Below are 21,597 nucleotides of genomic sequence, written 5' to 3' on the forward strand. Positions count from 1 at the left end.
TTTTTTAGTAGGTGGACAACAAAAAAGCTGCAATCTACGACGCCGGATTGCATCAGCAGGGTCTTATAGGGCAAAAACCAAATAGAAAACACGATTCTTCAGAAGGTTAGACGACGAGAATGGCACCCATAGGTCAGAAATACCACTATATACTATACAACATTTATTGGTATACACCATCTCATCATGGCATGTATTCTGGGTAAATGAAGCACCCGGTTGATAGAAGCTCGCATAGGACCTGCTAGACTTGGAAATTGAGCCTATGATATAATTTCCCGTATGCATAACGATACGATAGCTGCTATCGCTACCCCACCCGGCGTAGGCGGGGTTGGCGTTATTCGTGTGAGTGGAAGTGAAGCGTTTGAACTGGTCCTACCCCTCTTTAAACGTCCCGCCGGTCAGAGTGAGCTTCCGCCATCACATAAACTGACATTTGGTCATATTATTGATCCCCATACCCGGGAAATACTTGATGAGGTGCTGGTGGTCTTTATGCGTGCTCCGCATACCTATACGCGTGAGCACGTCGTAGAAATTCAAGGCCATGGCGGACCCTTAATCTTGCGCCGCATCTTGCATGCCGTACTGGCGCAGGGCGCGCGCATGGCAAATCCGGGTGAGTTCACGATGCGCGCCTTCCTCAATGGACGCCTGGACCTTGCCCAGGCGGAAGCCGTCATGGACCTGATCGGCTCCGAGACTGAAGCGGGTCAGCGCCTGGCTTTACAGCAGCTACGTGGACGACTATCAGACCAGATTCAGCAGGCACGCCAGGCGGTCCTGGGAGCGATTGCGCGCATTGAGGCCAGCATTGATTTTCCCGAGGACGATATTCCAACGCCACAGCCTGAAGAGTTGCAGCCGTTGATCGCCGAAGCTCAGAAACTGGTATCCATCTTGTTGGCAGGTTCCGAGCAGGGACGGCTCTATCGCCAGGGGGTGCGTACAGCCATTATCGGTCGACCCAATGTTGGAAAATCCAGTATCCTGAACGCTTTTCTACGTACCGAGCGAGCGATTGTGACTCCTATCGCGGGCACTACGCGAGATACGGTTGAAGAAGCCGCCAACCTGCGTGGCGTGCCCCTGCACCTGATTGATACCGCCGGCATTACCCCTACTGATGATCCTGTTGAGCAAATCGGGGTACAGCGCAGTCGCGCCGCCGCTGAAACCGCGGATGTCGTCCTGCTGGTCTTTGACGGTTCTGAGCCCCTGATGGAGCAGGATCGCCTGGTCTCGGCCGAGTTGCAGGCAATGGGTTTTGGCGTACAGGCAGCTAACAGCGAAGGGGCAACCAGCAAGCGTCCGGTACTACTCGTTATCAATAAGGCCGATCGTGATCAGAAGATCGAAACCTCAGAATTGAAGAAACTATGGCCACAAGGGATCTTTGTCTCGACCTCCACATTCTCAGACGCGGGTCTGCGGTCATTGGAAGATACCCTGGCCGATATCGTTCTGGCGGGTCGCATGCTTTATAGTGAAAGCGTACTGGTCACCAGCACACGCCATCAAGAGGCGCTACGCCGGGCCAATGAGCATCTACAGGCATCGTTCCATTCATTGGATCAGCAATTGCCGCTGGACTTCGTCTCAATCGATCTGCGTGCCGCGTACGATGCACTGGGAGAAGTAACCGGCGAAACCGCCAGTGAAGATCTCCTGGACAAAATTTTTAGTGAATTTTGCATTGGGAAATAAAGTTATGAAATATCTTTAAAAATAGTGCTGGATCGCTTGATTGACGCTTCCTTTTACTACACCTGTATCATACTTTTCTAATCCGCTGCTTATGAAAATACTAAAAGCGATCGATCATTTCTGGCACATAGCAACTCTTTATCAAGAGAGATAGGGGTAAATGACGACGTGAATGTATTGAATAAGGTTTTAAATATATTCAAAAAACCTGGTAACGTGGTTTTAACTCTTGTAGTTATCGCTGCTATCATACTGGTGGCGCTGTCCTATCGCCTGGTGAGTGCCTCCCCTGAACAGGCACAGGTTGCTGCCACACCTACTGCTACCCAACATCCGACCGCCACGCCAACTCTCGCCCCCACACCGACCGTTAAAGCTTCTCCAACCCCCGCGCCAGTGATTTTGCCTGTACAGGATCGCTCGAAGGTTTTAGGGATTGCCGGTGAGCCGGGCACCAATTATGACGGTATCCCCTGGATACGCTTGAGCCATCCTAGTTGTGGCTGGGGTAATTTGCGTGGTGATGTGCTGAAGAACACCATTCAGGCGTATCATCGTAAAGGGATTCGCGTCCTGTTTTCTATTTGTCAGGCTAATAACGCCTCTTTGCTTGATACAGCGAAATTTGACGATGCCGCCCGGGCATATCCCGATGCCGTTCAGTGTGGTAATGAACAGATGAAGCAAGACGCGTCGGTCTCGTTTTTATATACGCCACCTGATAAGTTCGCCCAATTTTATGATCTCTGCGAGAAAGCGATTCACAAGGTACGTGCATCGACACCTGTTATTCTTGGATCGCTGGATCCTCATGTGGCCGGTGCGGATTACCAGCTGCTGGTCAATCAGGTAAGTTACCTGGACCAGATGCAGACCGCCATGAATACCAGTGTGCATCCAGGGGGCAACTGGAGCTGGCGCAATCAGACCATCGGACTCATCGATAGCTGGCATAACGGATGGGGTGGATCTAACAATCTGGCCAGCCTTTTCGACTTCTGGTCGCAGCAGTTTCAGATCGACAAAAGTCAACTGGGCAATCATATGTGGGTCATTGAGGGGACCGGCTGCTTCAAGGGGTGTGGGATCAACATTGATAGTTCGTATGAGTTGGCGGTCTCGCATATTCTGACTTTAATTACAGACGTGCAGACAATCAAGCAACTGAAGGTACCCTTCTTCTACTTCAGTGGCAAAGACTTTGTTGACCAGGGGGTAACATGGCCCATTGGTATTCTCGACATCAATGGCCATCCCAAGCCTATTCGCCAGGACATGGGGATGGGCGGTCGAACATTGACGCTTGCCTGTGGTAGTAAGAGCGTTACCGTGGCCGACCAGCTACAGCTTCTCTCTCGGCTCTATGCTAATTGTGCCCTTCCTTCAGATTACCTCAACACCTTAACGAGCTAGCGTTACCTCAATAAAGACTGCATAAAGTGGACGGTGCGGGAGGGCGGCCAGCCCTCCCGCACCGTCCACTTTATGCTATCCCCTATACAGGGGATAGCAATTTTCGCTACGAAATAAAAATCTGGTCGAGAATCGGGCAAAAAGCCTTGACAAGCTCTGACTTGATATGTTAATATCATTGAGCTGTCGAAAAAACAGTATCCATTACTCGAGTCACGATAAAGTGACATCCTCAGGGATCTTAAATTCCCCGCAGTGAAGATATTCGATATGTAGTATTTGCTTCGAATGTTCGAACGAAAGTCGGAAAAAGAAATTTGGGCCTGGCGAATTCTCGTTGAGAAAAGCCTTGACAAATCCCGAGGAGTATGCGATACTACGATGGCTACGGTGATCCTTCGAGAAAGGTCATCGGGTACCTTGACAACTGAAGAGTGGAAAGCAGAACAGCAACTGGAACAACAACACACAATGAACCAGTTCCTGTCAATTCGGAGGCTTGATGGCAACATCAAGTATCCATAATAATCTGCGAAACAAGCCAATGTTAATGTAACTTGGCCATGATCGCAACTTACCATGCTTTTTCACATGTCTTGCAGAGATATGTGTCTATAAAAACATTGGATGGCGAGTTTGATCCTGGCTCAGGATAAACGCTGGCGGCGTGCCTAACACATGCAAGTCGAACGCCCTACGCAAGTAGGGAGTGGCGGACGGGTGAGTAACACGTGGGTGATCTACCCTGGGGTGAGGAATACCGGCGAGAAATCGCCGACAATACCGCATATGCTCGCGAGAGCAAAGCCGGAAACGGCGCCCGAGGATGAGCCTGCGCTCGATTAGTTGGTTGGTGGGGTAATGGCCTACCAAGACCGCGATCGATAGCTGGTCTGAGAGGACGATCAGCCACACTGGGATTGAGAACGGCCCAGACTCCTACGGGGGGCAGCAGTGAGGAATTTTCGTCAATGGGGGCAACCCTGAACGAGCAACGCCGCGTGCAGGATGACGGTTTTCGGATCGTAAACTGCTTTTCTCTGGGACGAGAACGGACGGTACCAGAGGAATCAGCCCCGGCTAACTACGTGCCAGCAGCCGCGGTAATACGTAGGGGGCGAGCGTTGTCCGGAGTTACTGGGCGTAAAGCGCACGCAGGCGGTCAGATTAGTCTGTAGTGACAGTCGTCGGCTCAACTGACGAAGTACTATGGAAACTGTCTGACTTGAGGGCTTCAGAGGGACACGGAATTCCGGGTGGAGTGGTGAAATGCGTAGATATCCGGAGGAACACCAAAGGCGAAGGCAGTGTCCTGGGAAGTACCTGACGCTCAGGTGCGAAAGCTAGGGGAGCGAACAGGATTAGATACCCTGGTAGTCCTAGCCGTAAACGATGACCACTAGACGTTGGGGGTATCGACCCCCTCAGTGTCGCAGTTAACACAATAAGTGGTCCGCCTGGGGAGTACGGTCGCAAGATTAAAACTCAAAGGAATTGACGGGGACCCGCACAAGCAGCGGAGCGTGTGGTTTAATTCGATGCAACGCGAAGAACCTTACCAAGGCTTGACATGGACCTGCACCAGCCGTAACGGGCTGTCCCTTCGGGGCGGGTTCACAGGTGCTGCATGGCTGTCGTCAGCTCGTGTCGTGAGATGTTGGGTTAAGTCCCGCAACGAGCGCAACCCCTGTCGTTAGTTGGATCTCTCTAGCGAAACTGCCGTTATAAGACGGAGGAAGGCGGGGATGACGTCAAGTCAGCACGGCCCTTACGCTTTGGGCGACACACACGCTACAATGGTCAGGACAAAGAGTTGCCAACCCGCGAGGGGGAGCTAATCTCGTCAAACCTGGCCTCAGTTCAGATTGGAGGCTGCAACCCGCCTCCATGAAGTTGGAGTTGCTAGTAACCGTAGGTCAGCACACTACGGTGAATACGTTCCCGGGTCTTGTACACACCGCCCGTCACACCACGAAAGTTGGCAACACTTGAAGCCGCTGGGCTAACCCGTCTGGGAGGCAAGCGTCGAGGGTGGGGTCAGTGATTGGGGTGAAGTCGTAACAAGGTAGCCGTACCGGAAGGTGCGGCTGGATCACCTCCTTTCTAGGGAGCTTGGATGAAGGTTCTTCACAGAAGAACGTACAGTTTCATCCCACTTCCAGGTCGACCAGGACATTGGTACGATGTGCGTTGCCAGAAGCGACGCTGGTTTCCACTCTTGAGCTGTTGGGGTACAGCATCCCTTTCTACGGAAGGTGGATGGCCAACAGTGCACCTGAACAACTGAAGATAGTATTCCTTCAATTTTGCTGAGCAATATGGTCAGCCAGAGTTGAAGCAGAGGATCGATTTCTCTCTTCGAGAAGAAGAGCAGAAGTCAAAGCATTCATAGTACATGATGAAGAGACGTAGAGAACAAGCTACACAGAGTACGAGGTGGATGCCTTGGCGCTAAAGACCGAAGAAGGACGCGGAGACCGGCGAAACGTTCGGGGGGAGCTGCATACAAGCGATGAACCCCGAGATTCCGAATGAGGCAACTCCTCCAGAGTGATGTCTGGAGACCGCCTGCTGAACACATAGGCAGTGACGGGGGGCAGTGGGTGAACTGAAACATCTCAGTAACCCGACGAAAAGAAATCAACCGAGATTCCCGTAGTAGTGGCGAGCGAACCGGGAGGAGCCCAAACCGATGAACCCTCGGGTCCATCGGGGTTGTAGGACCGACAACAAGCAACGACGAACTACTCGAACACGTTGGAAAGCGTGGCCAGAGCGGGTGAGAGCCCCGTAGAGGACGGTTTGTTGACGTGGGTCGGTATCCTGAGTACCACGAGACACGTGCAATCTTGTGGGAAGCTGGGGGGACCACCCTCCAAGGCTACACATCTTTAGCGACCGATAGCGAACAAGTACCGTGAGGGAAAGGTGAAAAGCACCCCGAGAGGGGGATGAAAGAGACCCTGAAACCACGTACTCACCAGCAGTCAGAGGCCACTGTTTCATGAGAAACCAAGGGCTAATGGCGTGCCTTTTGTAGAATGATCCGGCGAGTGCATCGTCGTAGCCTGGTTAACCAGCGTTAAAGCTGGGGAGCCATAGGGCAACCGAGTCTGAACAGGGCGAGCGGTTGCGGCGATGCGACCCGAAACCGTGTGAGCTATCCATGAGCAGAGTGAAGCGGATGTGACAGTCCGTCGAGGCTCGCACCCACCAGTGTTGCAAAACTGGGGGATGACTTGTGGATAGGGGAGAAATTCCAATCGAACACGGAGATAGCTGGTTCTCCCCGAAATGTATTGAGGTACAGCTGTATGATGAACTATCCTGGAGGTAGAGCTCTGAATGGGCTAGGGGCCTCGTGCAGGTTACCAAACCCAAGCAAACTGCGAATGCCAGGACAGCATGCATGCAAGTGAGACGGCGGGGGCTAAGCTTCGTCGTCAAAAGGGAAACAGCCCAGACCATCGGCTAAGGTCTCCAAGTATCCGCTGAGTGTAAAAGGGGGTCACAACGCCCAAACAGCCAGGATGTTGGCTTAGAAGCAGCCACCATTTAAAGAGTGCGTAATAGCTCACTGGTCGAGTGTCGTGGCACCGACAACGTATCGAGGCTTAAGCGGATTACCGAAGCCATGGAATCCATCCTAGATGGATTGGTAGGGGAGCGTTCTCAAGCCGAGAAGCCAGACCGTAAGGACTGGTGGAGCGAAGAGAAGTGAGAATGCCGGAATGAGTAGCGTCATGTCTGTGATAACCAGACACACCGAATGCCTGAGGGTTCCTGGGCACCGTCAAACGTCCCAGGGTGAGTCGGGTCCTAAGCCGAGGACGTCATAGTCGTAGGCGATGGAAAGCAGGTCAGAGATTCCTGCACCGGAGATGCTCGTTATGAGCAATGGGGGGACGCGGTAAGGAAGGTGAGCCCATCGATTGGACAGGATGGGTCTGTGCGCTGAAGTGCGAAGCCGAGGCAAATCCCGGTTTCCTGTGCATGACACGTGCAGCGAGCGGACGTTGCGTCCGCGGAAGTCATCGGCCCCTAGGCCGCCAAGAAAAGCCTCTCGCCAGAGCCATCTCCGCCCGTACCGCAAACCGACACTGGTAGGCAGGGGGAACACTCCCCAGGTGATCGAGCGACCCTCTGTTAAGGAACTCGGCAAATTGACCCCGTACCTTCGGAAGAAGGGGTGCCCTAGTAGCGATGCTCTTCGGAGTGGCGTGAGGGGGTTGCAAGAAATTGGCTCAACCGACTGTTTACCAAAAACACAGGTCTCTGCGAACGCGAAAGCGGAAGTATAGGGGCTGACTCCTGCCCAGTGCCGGAAGGTTACGAGGAGCGGTGATCGTAGCTGCGAATCTAAGCCCCGGTGAACGGCGGCCGTAACTATAACGGTCCTAAGGTAGCGAAATTCCTTGTCGGGTAAGTTCCGACCCGCACGAAAGGAGTAACGAGTTGAGCACTGTCTCGACAGAGGACTCGGCGAAATTGAAGTACCCGTGAAGATACGGGTTACCCACGACAGGACAAAAAGACCCCGTGGAGCTTTACTACACCTTGACCTCGAAACGAGGCAGAGCGTGCGTAGCATAGGTGGGAGTCGGAGAACCTACCCTTGTGGGGGTGGGGGAGACACCAATGAAATACCACTCTCGTTGTGTTTTGTTTCTCACACGTCACCGTGAGCCGGGACGTGGACAGGATCAGGCGGGTAGTTTGACTGGGGCGGTCGCCTCCCAAAGAGTAACGGAGGCGCCCAAAGGTTCCCTCAGGGTGGATGGACATCACCCATCAGAGTGTAAAGGCACAAGGGAGCTTGACTGCAAGACGGACAGGTCGAGCAGGGACGAAAGTCGGGCTTAGTGATCCCACATTCCCGAGTGGAAGGAGTGTGGCTCAACGGATAAAAGCTACCCCGGGGATAACAGGCTTATCTTGCCCAAGAGTTCACATCGACGGCAAGGTTTGGCACCTCGATGTCGGCTCGTCGCATCCTGGGGCTGGAGTAGGTCCCAAGGGTTGGGCTGTTCGCCCATGAAAGCGGCACGCGAGCTGGGTTCAGAACGTCGCGAGACAGTTCGGTCTCTATCCGTCGTGGGCGTAGGAGAATTGAGGGGCGTCATCTCCAGTACGAGAGGACCGAGATGGCTCGACCGCTGGTGTGCCAGTTGGCCTGCCCGGGCCAGAGCTGGATAGCTATGTCGAGAAGGGATAAGCGCTGAAAGCATCTAAGCGCGAAGCCGCACCCAAGACGTGTTCTCCCACTCTCTAGAAGAGTCAAGATCCCAGGAAGACGACCTGGTAGATAGACGACACGTGGACACCTGGTAACAGGCGCAGCGAAGTCGCCCTAATGATCGTACGGCTTGTTTCACCAACAGGTATCTTCATCGTGGCGCTGGAATGCGTGTCCTCTGCTTCAGTCTCTGACTGACGGATGGCTCGGCAAAATTGAGGGAATACTATTCTCCAGTTGATCAGGAAAACATTGTAAGGATTTGCTAGCAGGCAAATCCTTTTTTGTGTTTTGCTATAAGGGGCAGGGAAATGCTCATCGACTTTCATACCCATATATTTCCTCCTGAAGTCTGTGCGCAGCGCGAGCGCTATTGTGAGCGCGATCCCTGGTTTCGTACCCTCTATACCAATCCCCGTGCCCGTATGGCCTGCGCGGAAGATCTGATCGCGGAAATGGATGCTTCGGGTGTCGATGCCTCTGTCACCTTTTCTTTCGGTTGGACCGATCCTACATTGATTGAAGAGACTAACAGCTACGTTATTGATGCTATGCGGCGTTATCCCGGTCGCCTATATGGGATGGCTGTGTTGCAGCCGCTGGCTGGCGAACGCGCCGTATATGAGCTAGAACGCTGCGCAAAGGCTGGCATGGTTGGACTGGGTGAACTAATGCCTCACGGACAGGGATATAGTCTGGGTGATGTCCAGTTACTCTCTCCTTTGATGGACGTGGTGCGGCACTATCAATTGCTTGTGCTCTCCCATTGTAGTGAGCCGGTCGGTCATCAATATCCTGGGAAAGGCGATGTCTCACTGCAGGATGTGGTGACGTTTCTGACGGCTTTCCCTGAAGTACGTTTTGTGGCCGCCCATTGGGGTGGAGGTCTGCCTTTTTATACGCTAATGCCAGAAATTCAGCGTATCTCCTCGCACGTGTGGTATGATACGGCTGCAACCCCTTTTTTGTATCGACCAGAAATATTCTCTGCCGTTGCCCGATTAGTAGGGGCCGACCGGATTCTCTTTGGCAGTGATTATGGTCTACTGCGGCAGAAGCGCGTTATTGAACACATTCAGCAAACCGACCTGGATGCGGCCGCGTTACAGATGGTCTTGGGGCAAAATGCGCAAGATTTATTGAGTCTCTATGATCCAGCTTTACGCGGATAATATTCTATTTTTTGACTTTCAGCCTGACGAGGTATTTTTCTTATGCGAGTGGTTTCTCTTGGCAGCGGCAGTAGCGGCAATGCGCTCTTAGTTGAGGCAGGTCCCCAGGGACGTACAAAGCTCCTGCTGGATGCTGGTTTGAGCACTCGCACATTGGCGACCCGCCTGAGTTCGGTCGGTGTATCACTCTCGCAGATCCAGGCGATTTTAATTACCCACGAGCATAGCGATCATGTCCTTGCCCTTCCCCAGTTGATAAATCGATATGCCTTGCCAGTGGTAGCCAATAGTAAAACCTTGCGGGCTGTTCAGGATGGCTTGCGGTCCGGTATGTGGAGGACCGATGCCGGTCGAACGGTCGCGGCAAAGATCCAGATGGAAGAGTCTGTATCATATATCCCTGTAAGCGCTGGTAAAGAGGTGGAGGTGACCACAACCTCTCTGGAGGCGTTAAGCACCATTGTAGAATTGGATCGTTCAGAATCCGATGACACTGCTGGCTGGGTAACCCCTCAGACACAACTGACCTTCCCCCATCAGATTCTACCGGTCGGGGCGCACCTGACGATTGGTGATATCGAGGTTACCTCTTTTGCTATTTCACATGACGCGACCGCTCCCTGTGGTTACCTGCTCCATGCAGGTGGGTGCCGTATCTGCCTGGTAACTGATAGCGGTGAAGTTACGCCCGCGATGCTTGAGCAAATGCAGCATGCTGATCTGTTAATCCTGGAGTCCAACCACGATCGTGAGCGCCTGGTGCGTGGTCCCTATCCCTGGCATTTGAAGCGTCGTATTCTGAGTCCAACAGGTCATCTCTCGAACGATCAGGCTGGTGAGGCAATACTGCAGATCTGGCGTGAAGTTGGTATACGCTGGCTCTGGCTCGCGCATTTGAGCCGTACCAACAATACGCCGGCCCTCGCTTTGGAAAGTATGCGTCTGTATCTACGTTCAGCCAATATCAATCCAGCGCATATTCGTATTGCCGCTCTTCCCCCTACGGTAGGTCAGATCTGGGACTCGACTCAGTTATGGCTCTGATGCGGCCCGAAGATGTGGTGAGTTCGGGACTTTGCTCCTCTTTTAACAGCCTGCGTACACGTCTGCTAGAGGGACGAGCTTCCAGTGATTCATAGAAGCCCAGCGCCTGTTCCAGATAATAGCGCATCAACTCCATATCGCTGTTATGCTTTCCATTGTTGATGGAGATGTCGGCACGAGCCCGGTAGAGCAATCCCAGGTTATACAGCGTGTGGGCGCGTTCCCAGGGCAGGTCTAATTCCTCACAATACTTGAGCGAGCGGCGCAGATCTTCTTCAGCCTGTTCCCATTGCAGTTTTTGCATCAGCATCTTTCCGCGTGCCCGCAAGGCGACCGCCAGGCTCTTGCGTGACCCGGCCTCTTCACAGAGCTGGATCGCCCGGTCAAACAGAGCCTCTTCTCCCTCACTGTTGTCGGTATTGACCAGCAAGTCCATCAGCGTTGCCAGTATCGCGGGATTAGGGAACGGTTCGCTGAGTTCAAACTTGATACGATAATCGGACAGAGCCTGTTCCCAATCCTCCTGTGCGAGGTGGATGGCGTGCAGACGGGTTGAGGGTGGAGCGCCTTCCGTGTACGCCTCCCGATCGCTTTGCTGGATAATCAGGCGCTTATACTGCTGGGCGTATCTATCTCCATCTTCCTGCCTGCCCTGATGATAGGCTATGGTCGCTAGCGTTTCCAGTGCCCATAGCTGGCGCTTCTCATCCTGCTGATATTTTTCAACGAATTGCAGAATATCTTCAGCTACCTGTTGCGCATCTCGCCAGCGATTCCAACGATACCAGGTGCGCATGCGTCCGACCATGCCGGTGAGCACCATAGATGGGCTCTCCATGCTGAGCGCATTGCTCCAGGCCCGGCCATAGTATGTCAGGGCGACGGCATATTCTCCTACCTGTTCGTAGGCGCTTCCTAACGAGAAATAGAGGTCGTAGAGCTCTTCTCGGTCACGTATAAGGTCCTCAAGTTGCAAGCGTCTCTCTTGTAGCTCTAGTGCCCTCTTATACTGATGATACTCAAAGTAGATAAATCCCATGGCATCCAGCGTTAGAGAGAGGGTACGCGGACTATTCAGTTCCTCCGCCATCTGTAGCGCTTCATTTCCACTGAGCAGAGCCTGTTCTGCCAGCCAGGCTTTTTGATCATGGGGCGCTGCCCCTAACTGGCGAATATACCAGAAAGCCAGGTAGGTGCGGAAAGCGATATGTTCACGGCTGGTAGGTGTTCCTTCGAGAATCTTCAAACCCGCGTCGATATACTGACGTATCTCCTGTGGATCGGGCTGGGTATCAAAGCGTGACAGCCAGCGCGTCGCCAGCAGCGACATTCTTTCATATAGTTTGAGCAGGTGCGATTTATTCGTCTGCATGTCATCCTGGGGAATCATCTGTAGCGCGCGGCGGGACTGGCGCCAGGACTCATCAAGGTTGCCGTGCTGAGCATGGGCCTGTCCGATCTTGGCCAGCATGATGCTCTGGGTTAACTTATCCGCGTGAGACTCGCTCAGCAGCTCAAACGCGTCATTATAAGCCTGCAGGGCGCGCAAAGAGTAGTAGCTATCCATGGCCTGATCACCAGTCAGAGTCAGATATTTGACGGCCCGATCGCGCAAGTTTTCCCGGGTCAGGCGAATGGGGGGAGCCGTAGGATGATGCTGATTATAGATTTCAATATAGTCGATGGCGGCATTGGGCGACCAGGCCGCTAGCGCGCGCTGGTAATGATAGGCGATCAACTCGGCGAAGTTGACCTGCTGATTGCTCGCTTGCTCATCCAGCCAGAGCGCGATGCGCGCATGTTCATGGGCGCGGCGCTGGCGAGGAATGTTATTGTACACGACATCGCGAATCAGAATGTGCTTAAAAATAAAGGCCCGATCCGGCGTCATAGGACTGGCCGCTTTGTTGCTGATTTCAGCGATAAAGTCGCGGCGCATCAAGGCGACCAATGCCTCCATCACAGCCTCGGGGCTCAAGCCCTGTGACAGCTCCAGTAATGAGGAAAGCCAGAAGTTGCGACCAATGATGGAGCCATGCTGTAGAACCAGTTTCTCAGTAGGATTGAGCAGATCCACGCGCGCGGCCAGCACGCCCTGAATCGTGTCTGGCACATGGGGGAGTGGAATCAAGTATGGACTGGTTAATAATCCTTCTTCCAGAGGCTCGTTATTGACGGCCTGCACTGGTTGCCCTACCTCTCCCATCATCCCATGTCTGGGATATGCAACCTGCCAGTAGCTCTGTCTGCGCTCCTGGTCTTCTTTCCGCACCAGAATGCCCTGATCGATAAACATACGCACGATCTCTTCCACAAAGAAGGGATTGCCTTCTGAGCGTGCCAGGATTGTATAGCGCAGCGTCTCGGGCATCTCACTGGTGTTCAGCAGAGCGTCTACCAGGTCGCTGCTCTCTTCCCAGGTCAAGGAATCCAGTTCGATAGCGGTGAAATTCCTATGGCCGCCACCCCAATCACGGCGATGCTCCAGAAAGTCGGGTCGAGCGGGACAGATAAATAGCAATGGCGCTGAGGTAATGCGCTCGGTCAGGTACTCAAAGAGATCCAGTAGCGCTTCATCTGCCCACTGGATATCATCAATGACCACGATGACTGGCTGTAACTCTCCCAGGGCCTCCAGCAGCACGCGCCAGGCGCGTAACAGGGCACCCTGCGCGCCACTCTGCTTATCCGTGGTATTCCTGGCTGGAGGCCTCTGCTCCGAGCGAGGATGTTCATCGTAGCCTGTCTCATCCGTTACTGAGAGCTGCTTGCCGAGCAATCCGCGCCCAACGCTACGCAGCAGCGTCTCTGCGATGCTTTCTGGTGACTCGTTGATCCTGGCTTTGGTAAAAGTTAAGCGCAAGAACTCAACGAAACGCTGGCGAATGATAGCGTCAGTATCTTCTTTCTGCACATGCAGAATCGTGCGCAAGATTTCGATCAGGGGCCAGTAGGTCAGTCCTTCCCCATAGGGTGGACAACGACCTTTAAGGACGAGGGGTGGTGTCAGCTCGCCGGTGGATGAAGTGCTCTTCACCAGTTCCTGTTCGCGCGTAATAAATTCCCGCACCAGGCGCGACTTGCCGATGCCGGGGGCGCCAAGGATCGTGATCAGGTGGGGACGCCGCTCGGTCTGCACACGCGCGTAGCTGGCGTGGAGCAGGGTCAGCTCCAGGTCTCGGCCAACGAGCCGCGAGTTGCTGCCCGTCAGACCGCGCGGATGCTGATCGACGGCCAGGTTAGATTGACGCAGACCCTGCACCACATAGGCTGAGATCTGCTCGGACTTACCTTTGAGATGGAGAGGAGCAATGGCCTTAAAATCGAAGACAGCCCGGCTCGAAAGATAGGTGCGCTCCCCCACCAGGATCGTATCGGGCGTCGCCACCTGCTGCAGGCGAGCGGCGATATTCACCGCGTCACCCGTGATCAGAAAGTCGTGGTACTGCGTGGCCGTGGCGCTAGGCGCAGCCACCTCGCCAGTATTGATGCCGATGCGCATTTGGAGCCGTGTCGCCTCGGGATCACGCGCCAGCCGGTGCTCATTAAAGCTATTCAACGCGGCCTGCATATCCAGCGCGGCCCGAATAGCACGGTCCGGATCGTCCTCGTGGGTGACCGGCGTCCCAAAGATCGCCATCACGGCATCGCCAATATATTTTTCAACCGTGCCATCGTGCTTGCGGATCTGTTCCGTCATTAAATTAAAGTAGCCGGTCAGGATCGCGCGCATATCCTCGGGATCCAGGCGATCGGCCAGCGGGGTAGAGCCCGTGATATCGGCGAACATCACCGTCACCACGCGCCTCTCCTCAGCGGATGCCAGCAATGAGGCATCAATTTGAGGTATGGCCAACTGTCGCATGGCTTGTGTTTTGTCGGCATCGACCACAGGTGTGTGGGCAAGGGGCGCTGTAGGTTCGCGTCTTGGTTGTAGCGCAGTTCCGCATTCGATGCAGAACTTGGCTCCTGTGGGATTAATCGTGCCGCAATTGGGGCAACCAGCCAGGCGATGTCCGCATTCCAGGCAGAATTTGGCATTGGGTGGATTGAGGGTTTGGCAGTTAGGACAACGCATACAAATCCAGTTTTTTCTGTTCTTTCTTGGCTCCGAATTGTTTTACTTTATGCCTCTGTATTGTACAACACTTCAGCTGAGAATGAAAACTTCTTTAAGAATGTATCTTACTCCCGTCATCGTGGGGCTACGTGAGCGCCCCCGTACACGCGTCCGCTACGCAGCCGCGCTGGTTTTTTGTGTTGGTGCATCGGGGGCGCTGATGCGCCCCCGATGCACCAACACAAAATAGACTTGTGAGCACCGCAAGTGCGAAAGCTCATGCAATGCTTACGCGATCATTTTATATGGGTGCATGAGGGGCGCTGATGCGCCCCTCATGCACCCATATAAAATAAACCAGTGCGGACGCACGCGTGGGGGCGCTCACGCGCCCCCAATGTGACGGGAGTCAAACACCATCAAAAAATTGATGTTTTGAGTTCTGTATAACATCAAATACTTTTGAGCCTCTTGTTTGTAGGGGTAGAGGCTGGCACATTTTCTACTTGACGTTTTCCACTTTGTTCCGTACTATGGATGGTGATGAAGGGAGACATGTTATGCAGCGAGATTTTTTAGTCGAGAGCCATAGCTATGATAAGATGCTGCGTGGAACGTGGCGAGCATATAAATTAAGCTCCGATCTTCAACTTGGAAGTGGGCAGGAATCTCCTGTGTTGGATAATTGTGTGCGCCTGTGGCTTCCCTCTGGTACTCCAATGAACTGGTCATCGGGGACGCGCAATTTGCGCAGTAATTGTTTGCAATTCTTCTGGCCCGATCGCTGGTATATGCTCAGCGCATTTTACAATGAAGATGTTTTGATCCATACGTATGCTAATATCATCCAACCGGCCCAGATTTTACTAGACCATATTTCTTATGTCGATCTGGATCTGAGTACGCTGGTCAAACCTGATCTGAGCTATGAGATTTTGACGCAGCTGGAATTCGAGCATATGGCCGATACACTGCACTATGATGAGCCGACGCGTGTCAGTGCGTTGATGGCGCTACAGACCATTACCAGCACCATCCAGCGCAGTATTGGACTATTTTCCATTGTGCCACACCAACTGAATTTAAGCCAGTTGCATACCGATTGCAACAAATCATAACAATGAACAATTTGTAAGAGGGAGAATGATCGCATGCCCAGGCGTATTGATCATGTTGCCATTATTGTCCGTAATCTGGAAGATGCCCTGACCTTTTATCGTGATACTCTGGGAATCGTCCCTACTGAGATTAAAGAGGTTCCCACCGAGCAGGTGCGCATCGCTTTTCTTCCTCTGGGTGGTCCAGCTGGTAGTCAGATAGAACTTATTGAACCGGCCCCCGCTAATGCCAGCCTGCAAAAGTTTTTGGAGCGGCGGGGTGAGGGTCTTCATCACCTGTGCCTGGAGGTCGAGGATATCGATGGGGCACTGCAAGACTTAAAGGATAAGGGCGCGGCTGTACTGGATCAGCAGCCACGCGTGGCCGCCGAAGGGCGAGCGATCTTCCTGCACCCCAAAGCCACCAACGGCGTATTGCTGGAGCTCCTGCAAAAGTAGTGCGCGCCTATGGCGCTAACTCTCATACACAGGGTTAGGGTGTATGGAACTTACAACGGCCATGGGAGTATAGACGTACTATTATTAGCAGAAAACGCTTCTGCCGATCAGGTATGGTGAGAGCGGGTGGAAATGCTGCGCATATGGTGTGTGCCTACCATATCTGGTGGTACAATATTGATATCATAAAGAGCAAATTGATGTCCGTAACCGGTAGAGAGAAGATCGTGATAAATCAGCCCCCCATCAATCCAGAGCTTATTGCTGAAAATATCGCCCATGTACGTGCTCGTATCGCCGAGTCTGCGCAGCGCGCTGACCGGCAACCTCACGAAGTAACCCTGGTCGCTGTCTCCAAGACAAAGCCACTTGCAGATGTGAAGATGGCGTATGATTTAGGGATTAGAGATTTTGGTGAGAACCGTGTGCAGGAAGCATTGGAGAAGCTGGCAACGTTTTGCCCATCTGATCTTCGCTGGCACATGATTGGGCATGTACAGACCAATAAGGCGCAGAAGGTTTTTGGGGTCTTTCACTGTATCCATAGCGTTGACAGCTTGCATGTGGCTGAAGCGCTCCAGCGCGCTGCTGAAAAGCAGGGTCAGGCTGGTGGGGAGGATAGGCGGCAACCGATATTGTTACAGGTCAACGTTTCCGGTGAGACCAGTAAAGAAGGTATGATCCCTGATGAGGCACCAGCCATTGCGCGCCAGATCCTTTCCCTTCCGCATTTAGAAGTGCAGGGTTTGATGACTGTGGCACCGCTGGTCGACGATCCAGAGCAGGTACGGCCGGTGTTCCGCGCGCTGCGGCAGCTGCGGGACAGACTGCGTGAGGAGGTGGCGGACGCCTGCTGGGATCAGCTTTCAATGGGAATGACCGATGATTATACTGTAGCGATCGAAGAGGGGGCAACTATTGTACGTGTTGGGCGTGCCATCTTTGGTGAGCGGATCAAAAAATAGTTCCATGCTGCTCGTGGCGTGCCTTTCTATCTAACAGAGTCGATGGTGCGAAAGGAGTTTTTCGTGAAGATTGATGATCTGGTGTTTAGCCGACGAACACGACAAAATCATGCCCTGGAGCATGCTACTTTTACTATCCTGGGTACTATGGATCCATCGTTAAGCGCCAGCGCGCGCTCAAACTCGGATGGCTTTATTATCTTTGGCGATGTCGATCTGGGCTTGCTGAGACGAGCCCTGGATGAGGCCCTGAGGCGTTTGCAGGCCGGCGAGGCCGAGCTGGCGATTCATCCTAACTGCGGTACCAACCTGGCGGTGGGCGTCTCTATGGTGACCATTGGCACCTTGCTGGGGATGGCTTCAAGCAATAGCCGTACCCGCGTCGCCTCGGCCGCCGCCTCTTCCGTGGCCGGCTGGATGGCCGCCCGGCCGCTGGGCGAATACGTCCAGAAGCACTTTACCACGCTGCCAGACCTGACGGGTGTACGCGTCACCAGCATCACACGCCGTAAAGTGCTTGGCTTTACCTTTGTTGATGTTCGTACAGTGCAGGAGTAGCTATGTATACGCCACCACCATTGCCGGTGCCGATCGCTTCCATTGTAATTGGTTATGGGATCAATATCTTGATCCTGGCCATGTTTGTTCGTGCTATCGCCTCCTGGTTTCAAATGGATGATCGCTTTGCCTTCATTCGTTTTCTCTCCCGGATGACGGATCCCTTTATCGTTCCGGTCCGGCGCGTGGTGGGCCAGATAGGCTTTTTGGATCTCTCATTCCTGATAGCCTGGTTCGGATTGTTTATCGTTCGGTTATTGCTGTTGCAGTCGTTGCCGCCTGGCTGGTAACGCCATGCTGATATCGGTACGCGTCATTCCGCGCAGCACGCGCAATCAATTGGAATGGGATGGCGAGGTATTGAAGGCGCGCCTGACCGCACCTCCTGTAGACGGAGCCGCCAATCAGGCTCTAATCGCCCTGCTGGCCGATCAATTGGCCCTCCCCAGGCGTGCCATCAGCATTGTACGAGGAACGACCAGCCGCAAAAAAGTGGTGAATATCGAACAGTTAACGCCTGCAGAATTAGAACAGAGGCTGGCTCAGGCACGGTAGCGATGCCACAGAAAGTGTGTTTGACTTCCGTCATGTTGGTGGCCCGTGTGCGCCCCCGCACGCGCGTCCGCTACGCGGCCGCACTGTGTTTTTGGGTGTGGGTGCAGCAAGGGCGCGGATGCGCCCTTGCTGCACCCACACCCCATGGACTTGTGAGCTACATAGGAGCTTTCGCACCTGCGTGGCTAACATACCCCCATGGTATATTAATGCATCGGGTGCGCATCCGCGCACCCGATGCACTAATATACAAAAACGAGTGCGGCCGCGTAGCGGACGCGCATGTAGGGGCGCTCACGTACCCCCAGGGTAATGGGAGTAAGGCACCTACATAGAAAGAGGAGCTCTCTTCCATCTGTCGGAAGAGAGCTCCTCTTTCTATCTGCTAGCTGGTTATTGTGCCAGGAACTGGCCCGTTCCCAGATTCTCCTCCATATGGATACGCCCCATGTCATCGAAGTACAGGACGACGATGGCTTTATTGATCGGATCCCCATCCGGCCCGAACGAGATCTGTCCACTTACTCCCTGCAGATTTTTTACGGTGGCCAGGGTCTGCTGTAAATCTGTGGGTTTCAGGGCGGTGCCTCCGTGGAGCGCCTGTTTGGAACTGGTGAGCAGGGCCGTCATCGCGTCGTAAGAAAGGATGACGTTATTACTCGGTCGTCGGAAACCGTAGACACCACTCGGATTTGAACTGCTATAGTCGTCAGAATAATCCTTGAAGAAGGCCGGCTTTTTATTTCCCTGCTTCAGAATATCCCATTCATCTGGATAGGAGAAGGCTGTGAAGTGCATGCGATGCAGTTCCCCCTTCACGCTACTCGGATAGCCCGCCAGTTCATAGAGTGCGTCGCCGCCCAGGATCTGGGTTTTGGCCAGGGCCGGATGTTTGGACAGTTCACCCAGCAGGGTCGCCACATCATTAGAGTAGCCAGCAAAATAGATCAGACCGGGGTCAGTCTGCAATTGCTGTACGCCAGCGATGATTGAGGCCGGGTCATTCCTGTGATAGGTAATGATCTGGGTCTGCCCGCTAAAGGAGCCCTTGAAGTCGTTGCCCAGGCTCTGGCTGTATGAATCACCATCATCCAGGAAGATGGCGGCCTGTTGTGCCTGCAGCTTGCTCTTCGCATAGGCCGCGGCAACCGTAGCCTCGCTTTTATTCGACGGTGCCACGCGGAAGAAGTAGGACGAAAGCCCGGTCAGGCTATCGCTGGAGGCCGTCGCCGAAACCATAGGAATATGGGCGGCGGTCAGGATATTGGAGGCGTTTTCCGCGTGCGAGCTCAAGGACCAGCCCATGACGCCAACGATGGTCGGATCTTTGGCGGCTGCCTGCACAATCTGGTGGGCTACAGTTGCGGCATTGCCCGAATCGCTGCCCGTATTGGCGATTATCAGGCGTACTTTGACGTTGCCCAATGTATTCTGCTGGTTCCACTCGTGCTGGGCCACGTAGGCACCCTGCAGATTGTCATAGCCGATGCCCGCGTTGGGTCCGGTGAGGACGGTGCCCACCACAAACGTGATATACGGCTGCCCCGAAGAGAGGATACGCATATTCTCCTGATAGATATGCGCCTCTGCGTCGCTGGAGTCCTGACCGAGGGCGTCGTTCCAGAAGGTGTTAGCCTGGCTGGTGTTGCCCTTTGCCATCGCCTGTACTGCCTGATTTTTGTAGCTGGCGTTCTTGCGCGAAGTATCAAAGATCGATTTACCGTCGCTCAGACCAATGGATTCGCCTTTGATGGTCGTGACACTGATCAGGTTGGCGGTGGACTGATTTCCTTTGGAGGCTGTCTGGCCGGTATTGCCGACCGGATGGGCTCCTCCTCCAGGGGGTACCGCTGGATGCCCGATATTTGGTAGTACAAAGATAAGTGCACCGATAATGATCAGGACCACGATCAGCAGCAGAAAGCTCCATAGGATATAGTTATTGTCGTTTTTCTTCTGTTGCTGCTGCGGAGCAAAAGTTCCCATCTGCTGCTGTTGATAGCCGCCTCGGTTCTGGGGTCGTTGGCCCTGATTTGGGCCAGGACCGTAGGGATTATTGGCCGGTTGGCTGGGCTGATAGCGTCCCGGCTGGCTGCGGGCGGGTGCGCCTGAACCACTATATCCGCCAGCATAGGCGGAACCCGCGCTGTTGGCGGCAGGTTTGGACGCGACCGAGGGCGTTGATATAGGACCTGAAGTATTGAGGATGTAAGAACTGGTATCACTGGCCGCGTGGAAACGTTGCTGTAGAAGGGCCTCGATCTCTTGCTTCATCTGGCGAGCATTTTGATAGCGCTTGTTGATATCCAGGGTCAGCGCCTTCTCCAGGATGCGCTCAAGCTCTGGCGAGAGCTGTTTATTCAGGGTTCGCACTGGTGGATAGTTGAACGGAGGATAATTGCGTGGATCGCGATTGGTGACCAGGTGATGAAGGGTGGCCGCCAGCGCGTAGAGATCTGAGCGCGCGTCGGCATTGCCCTGATACTGCTCGGGTGGCGCGTAGCCGGGTGTGCCCAGCGCGGAGGTCTGTTTGCGCTGGGCGTTGCGCGCCTCATCGGCGCGAGCGATGCCGAAGTCCACCAGCCGGGCCCGTTTGTCGCGGCTGCTGATAATAATATTGGCCGGTTTAATGTCCCGGTGCACGATCGGTGGCTTCTGCTCACTCAGATATTCCAGGATATCCAGGACCTGAGCAATATAAGTCAGCGCCTCCTGCTCGGGCATGGGCTTATTGACCCGCTCCATATAGTCTTCTAGATTTTCACCTGGTGCGTATTCCTGCACCATGTAGTAGCGAGAACCCTCTTGAAAACTATCGGTCACAGTTGGGATAAGTGGATGATCCAGGTTGGCGAGCGTATCTACCTCGCGCTCAAAATTACGTACATCTTCTTGTCGTTGCGTTGGATCATTCTCGTCTGAGATAAGTTCTTTGATGACCACGCGTTTATTTGAGACGCGTGAGTCCCTTGCCAGCACGGCGGCGCCCATACCGCCCTGGCCCAGCACCTTCTCGACGATATAGCGGCCGTTCTGTAGCTTCGCGTTGGGTGTCAGGGTACTTGAGGTACCGTGAATTCCGCCGCCTGTGCCTCCACTCGCTGCCTGCGTTGCTGTGGCCGTTGGATAGCTGGCACCAGGCTGACTAACCACGGTCTGAGCGCTGGCTGAGGCTGGTGTATCCAGATAACCACCACAATTGGCACAAAAGGTTTCACCGGCCGGATTATTCGTACCGCAAAAAGGACATTTCATAGTTGTGCCTATTATTCCAATCTCATCGCTATAGAGCGATTGTCTAGAGATACCATTATATTAGTAATAGCGC

12 protein-coding genes and 2 rRNA genes are annotated in these 21,597 nt (G+C 53.8%); 12 read left to right on the forward strand and 2 right to left on the reverse strand.

Going from position 1 to position 21,597, the window contains the following annotated elements:
• Nucleotides 1–282 precede the first annotated feature (282 nt).
• From mnmE to AABA21_RS26580, 6 genes are all read left to right on the forward strand, one after another.
• Nucleotides 283–1,710 (forward strand): tRNA uridine-5-carboxymethylaminomethyl(34) synthesis GTPase MnmE, encoded by a 1,428-nt coding sequence (gene mnmE, locus AABA21_RS26555; RefSeq protein WP_338254876.1) that lies wholly within the window; start codon nucleotides 283–285, stop codon nucleotides 1,708–1,710.
• A 216-nt stretch (nucleotides 1,711–1,926) separates the two neighbouring features.
• Entirely contained in the window at nucleotides 1,927–3,123 is a 1,197-nt protein-coding gene (locus AABA21_RS26560) for a hypothetical protein (protein WP_338254877.1), read from the forward strand.
• A 624-nt stretch (nucleotides 3,124–3,747) separates the two neighbouring features.
• Nucleotides 3,748–5,226 (forward strand): 16S ribosomal RNA (locus tag AABA21_RS26565).
• Between the two features lie 310 nt (nucleotides 5,227–5,536).
• A 23S ribosomal RNA gene (locus AABA21_RS26570) occupies nucleotides 5,537–8,497 on the forward strand.
• Together the 16S and 23S rRNA genes form the textbook arrangement of a ribosomal RNA operon.
• Nucleotides 8,498–8,670: 173 nt before the next feature.
• Nucleotides 8,671–9,531, forward strand: a complete 861-nt coding sequence (locus AABA21_RS26575) for an amidohydrolase family protein (protein WP_338254879.1) — start codon at nucleotides 8,671–8,673, stop codon at nucleotides 9,529–9,531.
• A gap of 42 nt (nucleotides 9,532–9,573) precedes the next feature.
• Nucleotides 9,574–10,575, forward strand: a complete 1,002-nt coding sequence (locus AABA21_RS26580; RefSeq protein WP_338254880.1) for an MBL fold metallo-hydrolase — start codon at nucleotides 9,574–9,576, stop codon at nucleotides 10,573–10,575.
• Here the strand turns inward: AABA21_RS26580 and AABA21_RS26585 are convergent.
• On the reverse strand, nucleotides 10,532–14,653 hold the full coding sequence (locus AABA21_RS26585; RefSeq protein WP_338254881.1) for an adenylate/guanylate cyclase domain-containing protein: 4,122 nt from the start codon (nucleotides 14,651–14,653) through the stop codon (nucleotides 10,532–10,534). The two genes, AABA21_RS26580 and AABA21_RS26585, sit on opposite strands and share 44 nt — an antisense overlap.
• Before the next feature lie 542 nt (nucleotides 14,654–15,195).
• Here AABA21_RS26585 and AABA21_RS26590 point away from each other — a divergent pair.
• The 6 genes from AABA21_RS26590 (at nucleotide 15,196) to AABA21_RS26615 (ending at nucleotide 18,269) form a co-directional block, all read left to right on the forward strand.
• The gene (locus tag AABA21_RS26590; protein ID WP_338254882.1) at nucleotides 15,196–15,753 is read left to right on the forward strand and encodes a ribonuclease FAU-1 family protein; all 558 of its coding nucleotides are present in this window, start codon (nucleotides 15,196–15,198) and stop codon (nucleotides 15,751–15,753) included.
• A gap of 33 nt (nucleotides 15,754–15,786) precedes the next feature.
• Nucleotides 15,787–16,191: a methylmalonyl-CoA epimerase gene (mce, locus tag AABA21_RS26595; RefSeq protein WP_338254883.1), complete on the forward strand. Its 405-nt coding sequence runs from the start codon at nucleotides 15,787–15,789 to the stop codon at nucleotides 16,189–16,191.
• 200 nt (nucleotides 16,192–16,391) lie between these two features.
• Nucleotides 16,392–17,156 (forward strand): YggS family pyridoxal phosphate-dependent enzyme, encoded by a 765-nt coding sequence (locus AABA21_RS26600; RefSeq protein ID WP_338254884.1) that lies wholly within the window; start codon nucleotides 16,392–16,394, stop codon nucleotides 17,154–17,156.
• A gap of 63 nt (nucleotides 17,157–17,219) precedes the next feature.
• Entirely contained in the window at nucleotides 17,220–17,714 is a 495-nt protein-coding gene (locus tag AABA21_RS26605; protein WP_338254885.1) for a DUF6391 domain-containing protein, read from the forward strand.
• 2 nt (nucleotides 17,715–17,716) lie between these two features.
• Nucleotides 17,717–18,004 carry a YggT family protein gene (locus AABA21_RS26610; protein WP_338254886.1) on the forward strand — a complete coding sequence of 96 codons (288 nt, stop codon included), beginning with the start codon at nucleotides 17,717–17,719 and terminating at the stop codon, nucleotides 18,002–18,004.
• Nucleotides 18,005–18,008: 4 nt separating this feature from the next.
• On the forward strand, nucleotides 18,009–18,269 hold the full coding sequence (locus AABA21_RS26615) for a DUF167 domain-containing protein (protein ID WP_338254888.1): 261 nt from the start codon (nucleotides 18,009–18,011) through the stop codon (nucleotides 18,267–18,269).
• A gap of 393 nt (nucleotides 18,270–18,662) precedes the next feature.
• Here AABA21_RS26615 and AABA21_RS26620 read toward each other — a convergent pair whose 3' ends face one another.
• Nucleotides 18,663–21,524, reverse strand: a complete 2,862-nt coding sequence (locus AABA21_RS26620) for a protein kinase domain-containing protein (protein WP_338254889.1) — start codon at nucleotides 21,522–21,524, stop codon at nucleotides 18,663–18,665.
• Nucleotides 21,525–21,597: the final 73 nt, after the last annotated feature.

It is taken from the genome of Dictyobacter halimunensis, from assembly GCF_036245075.1.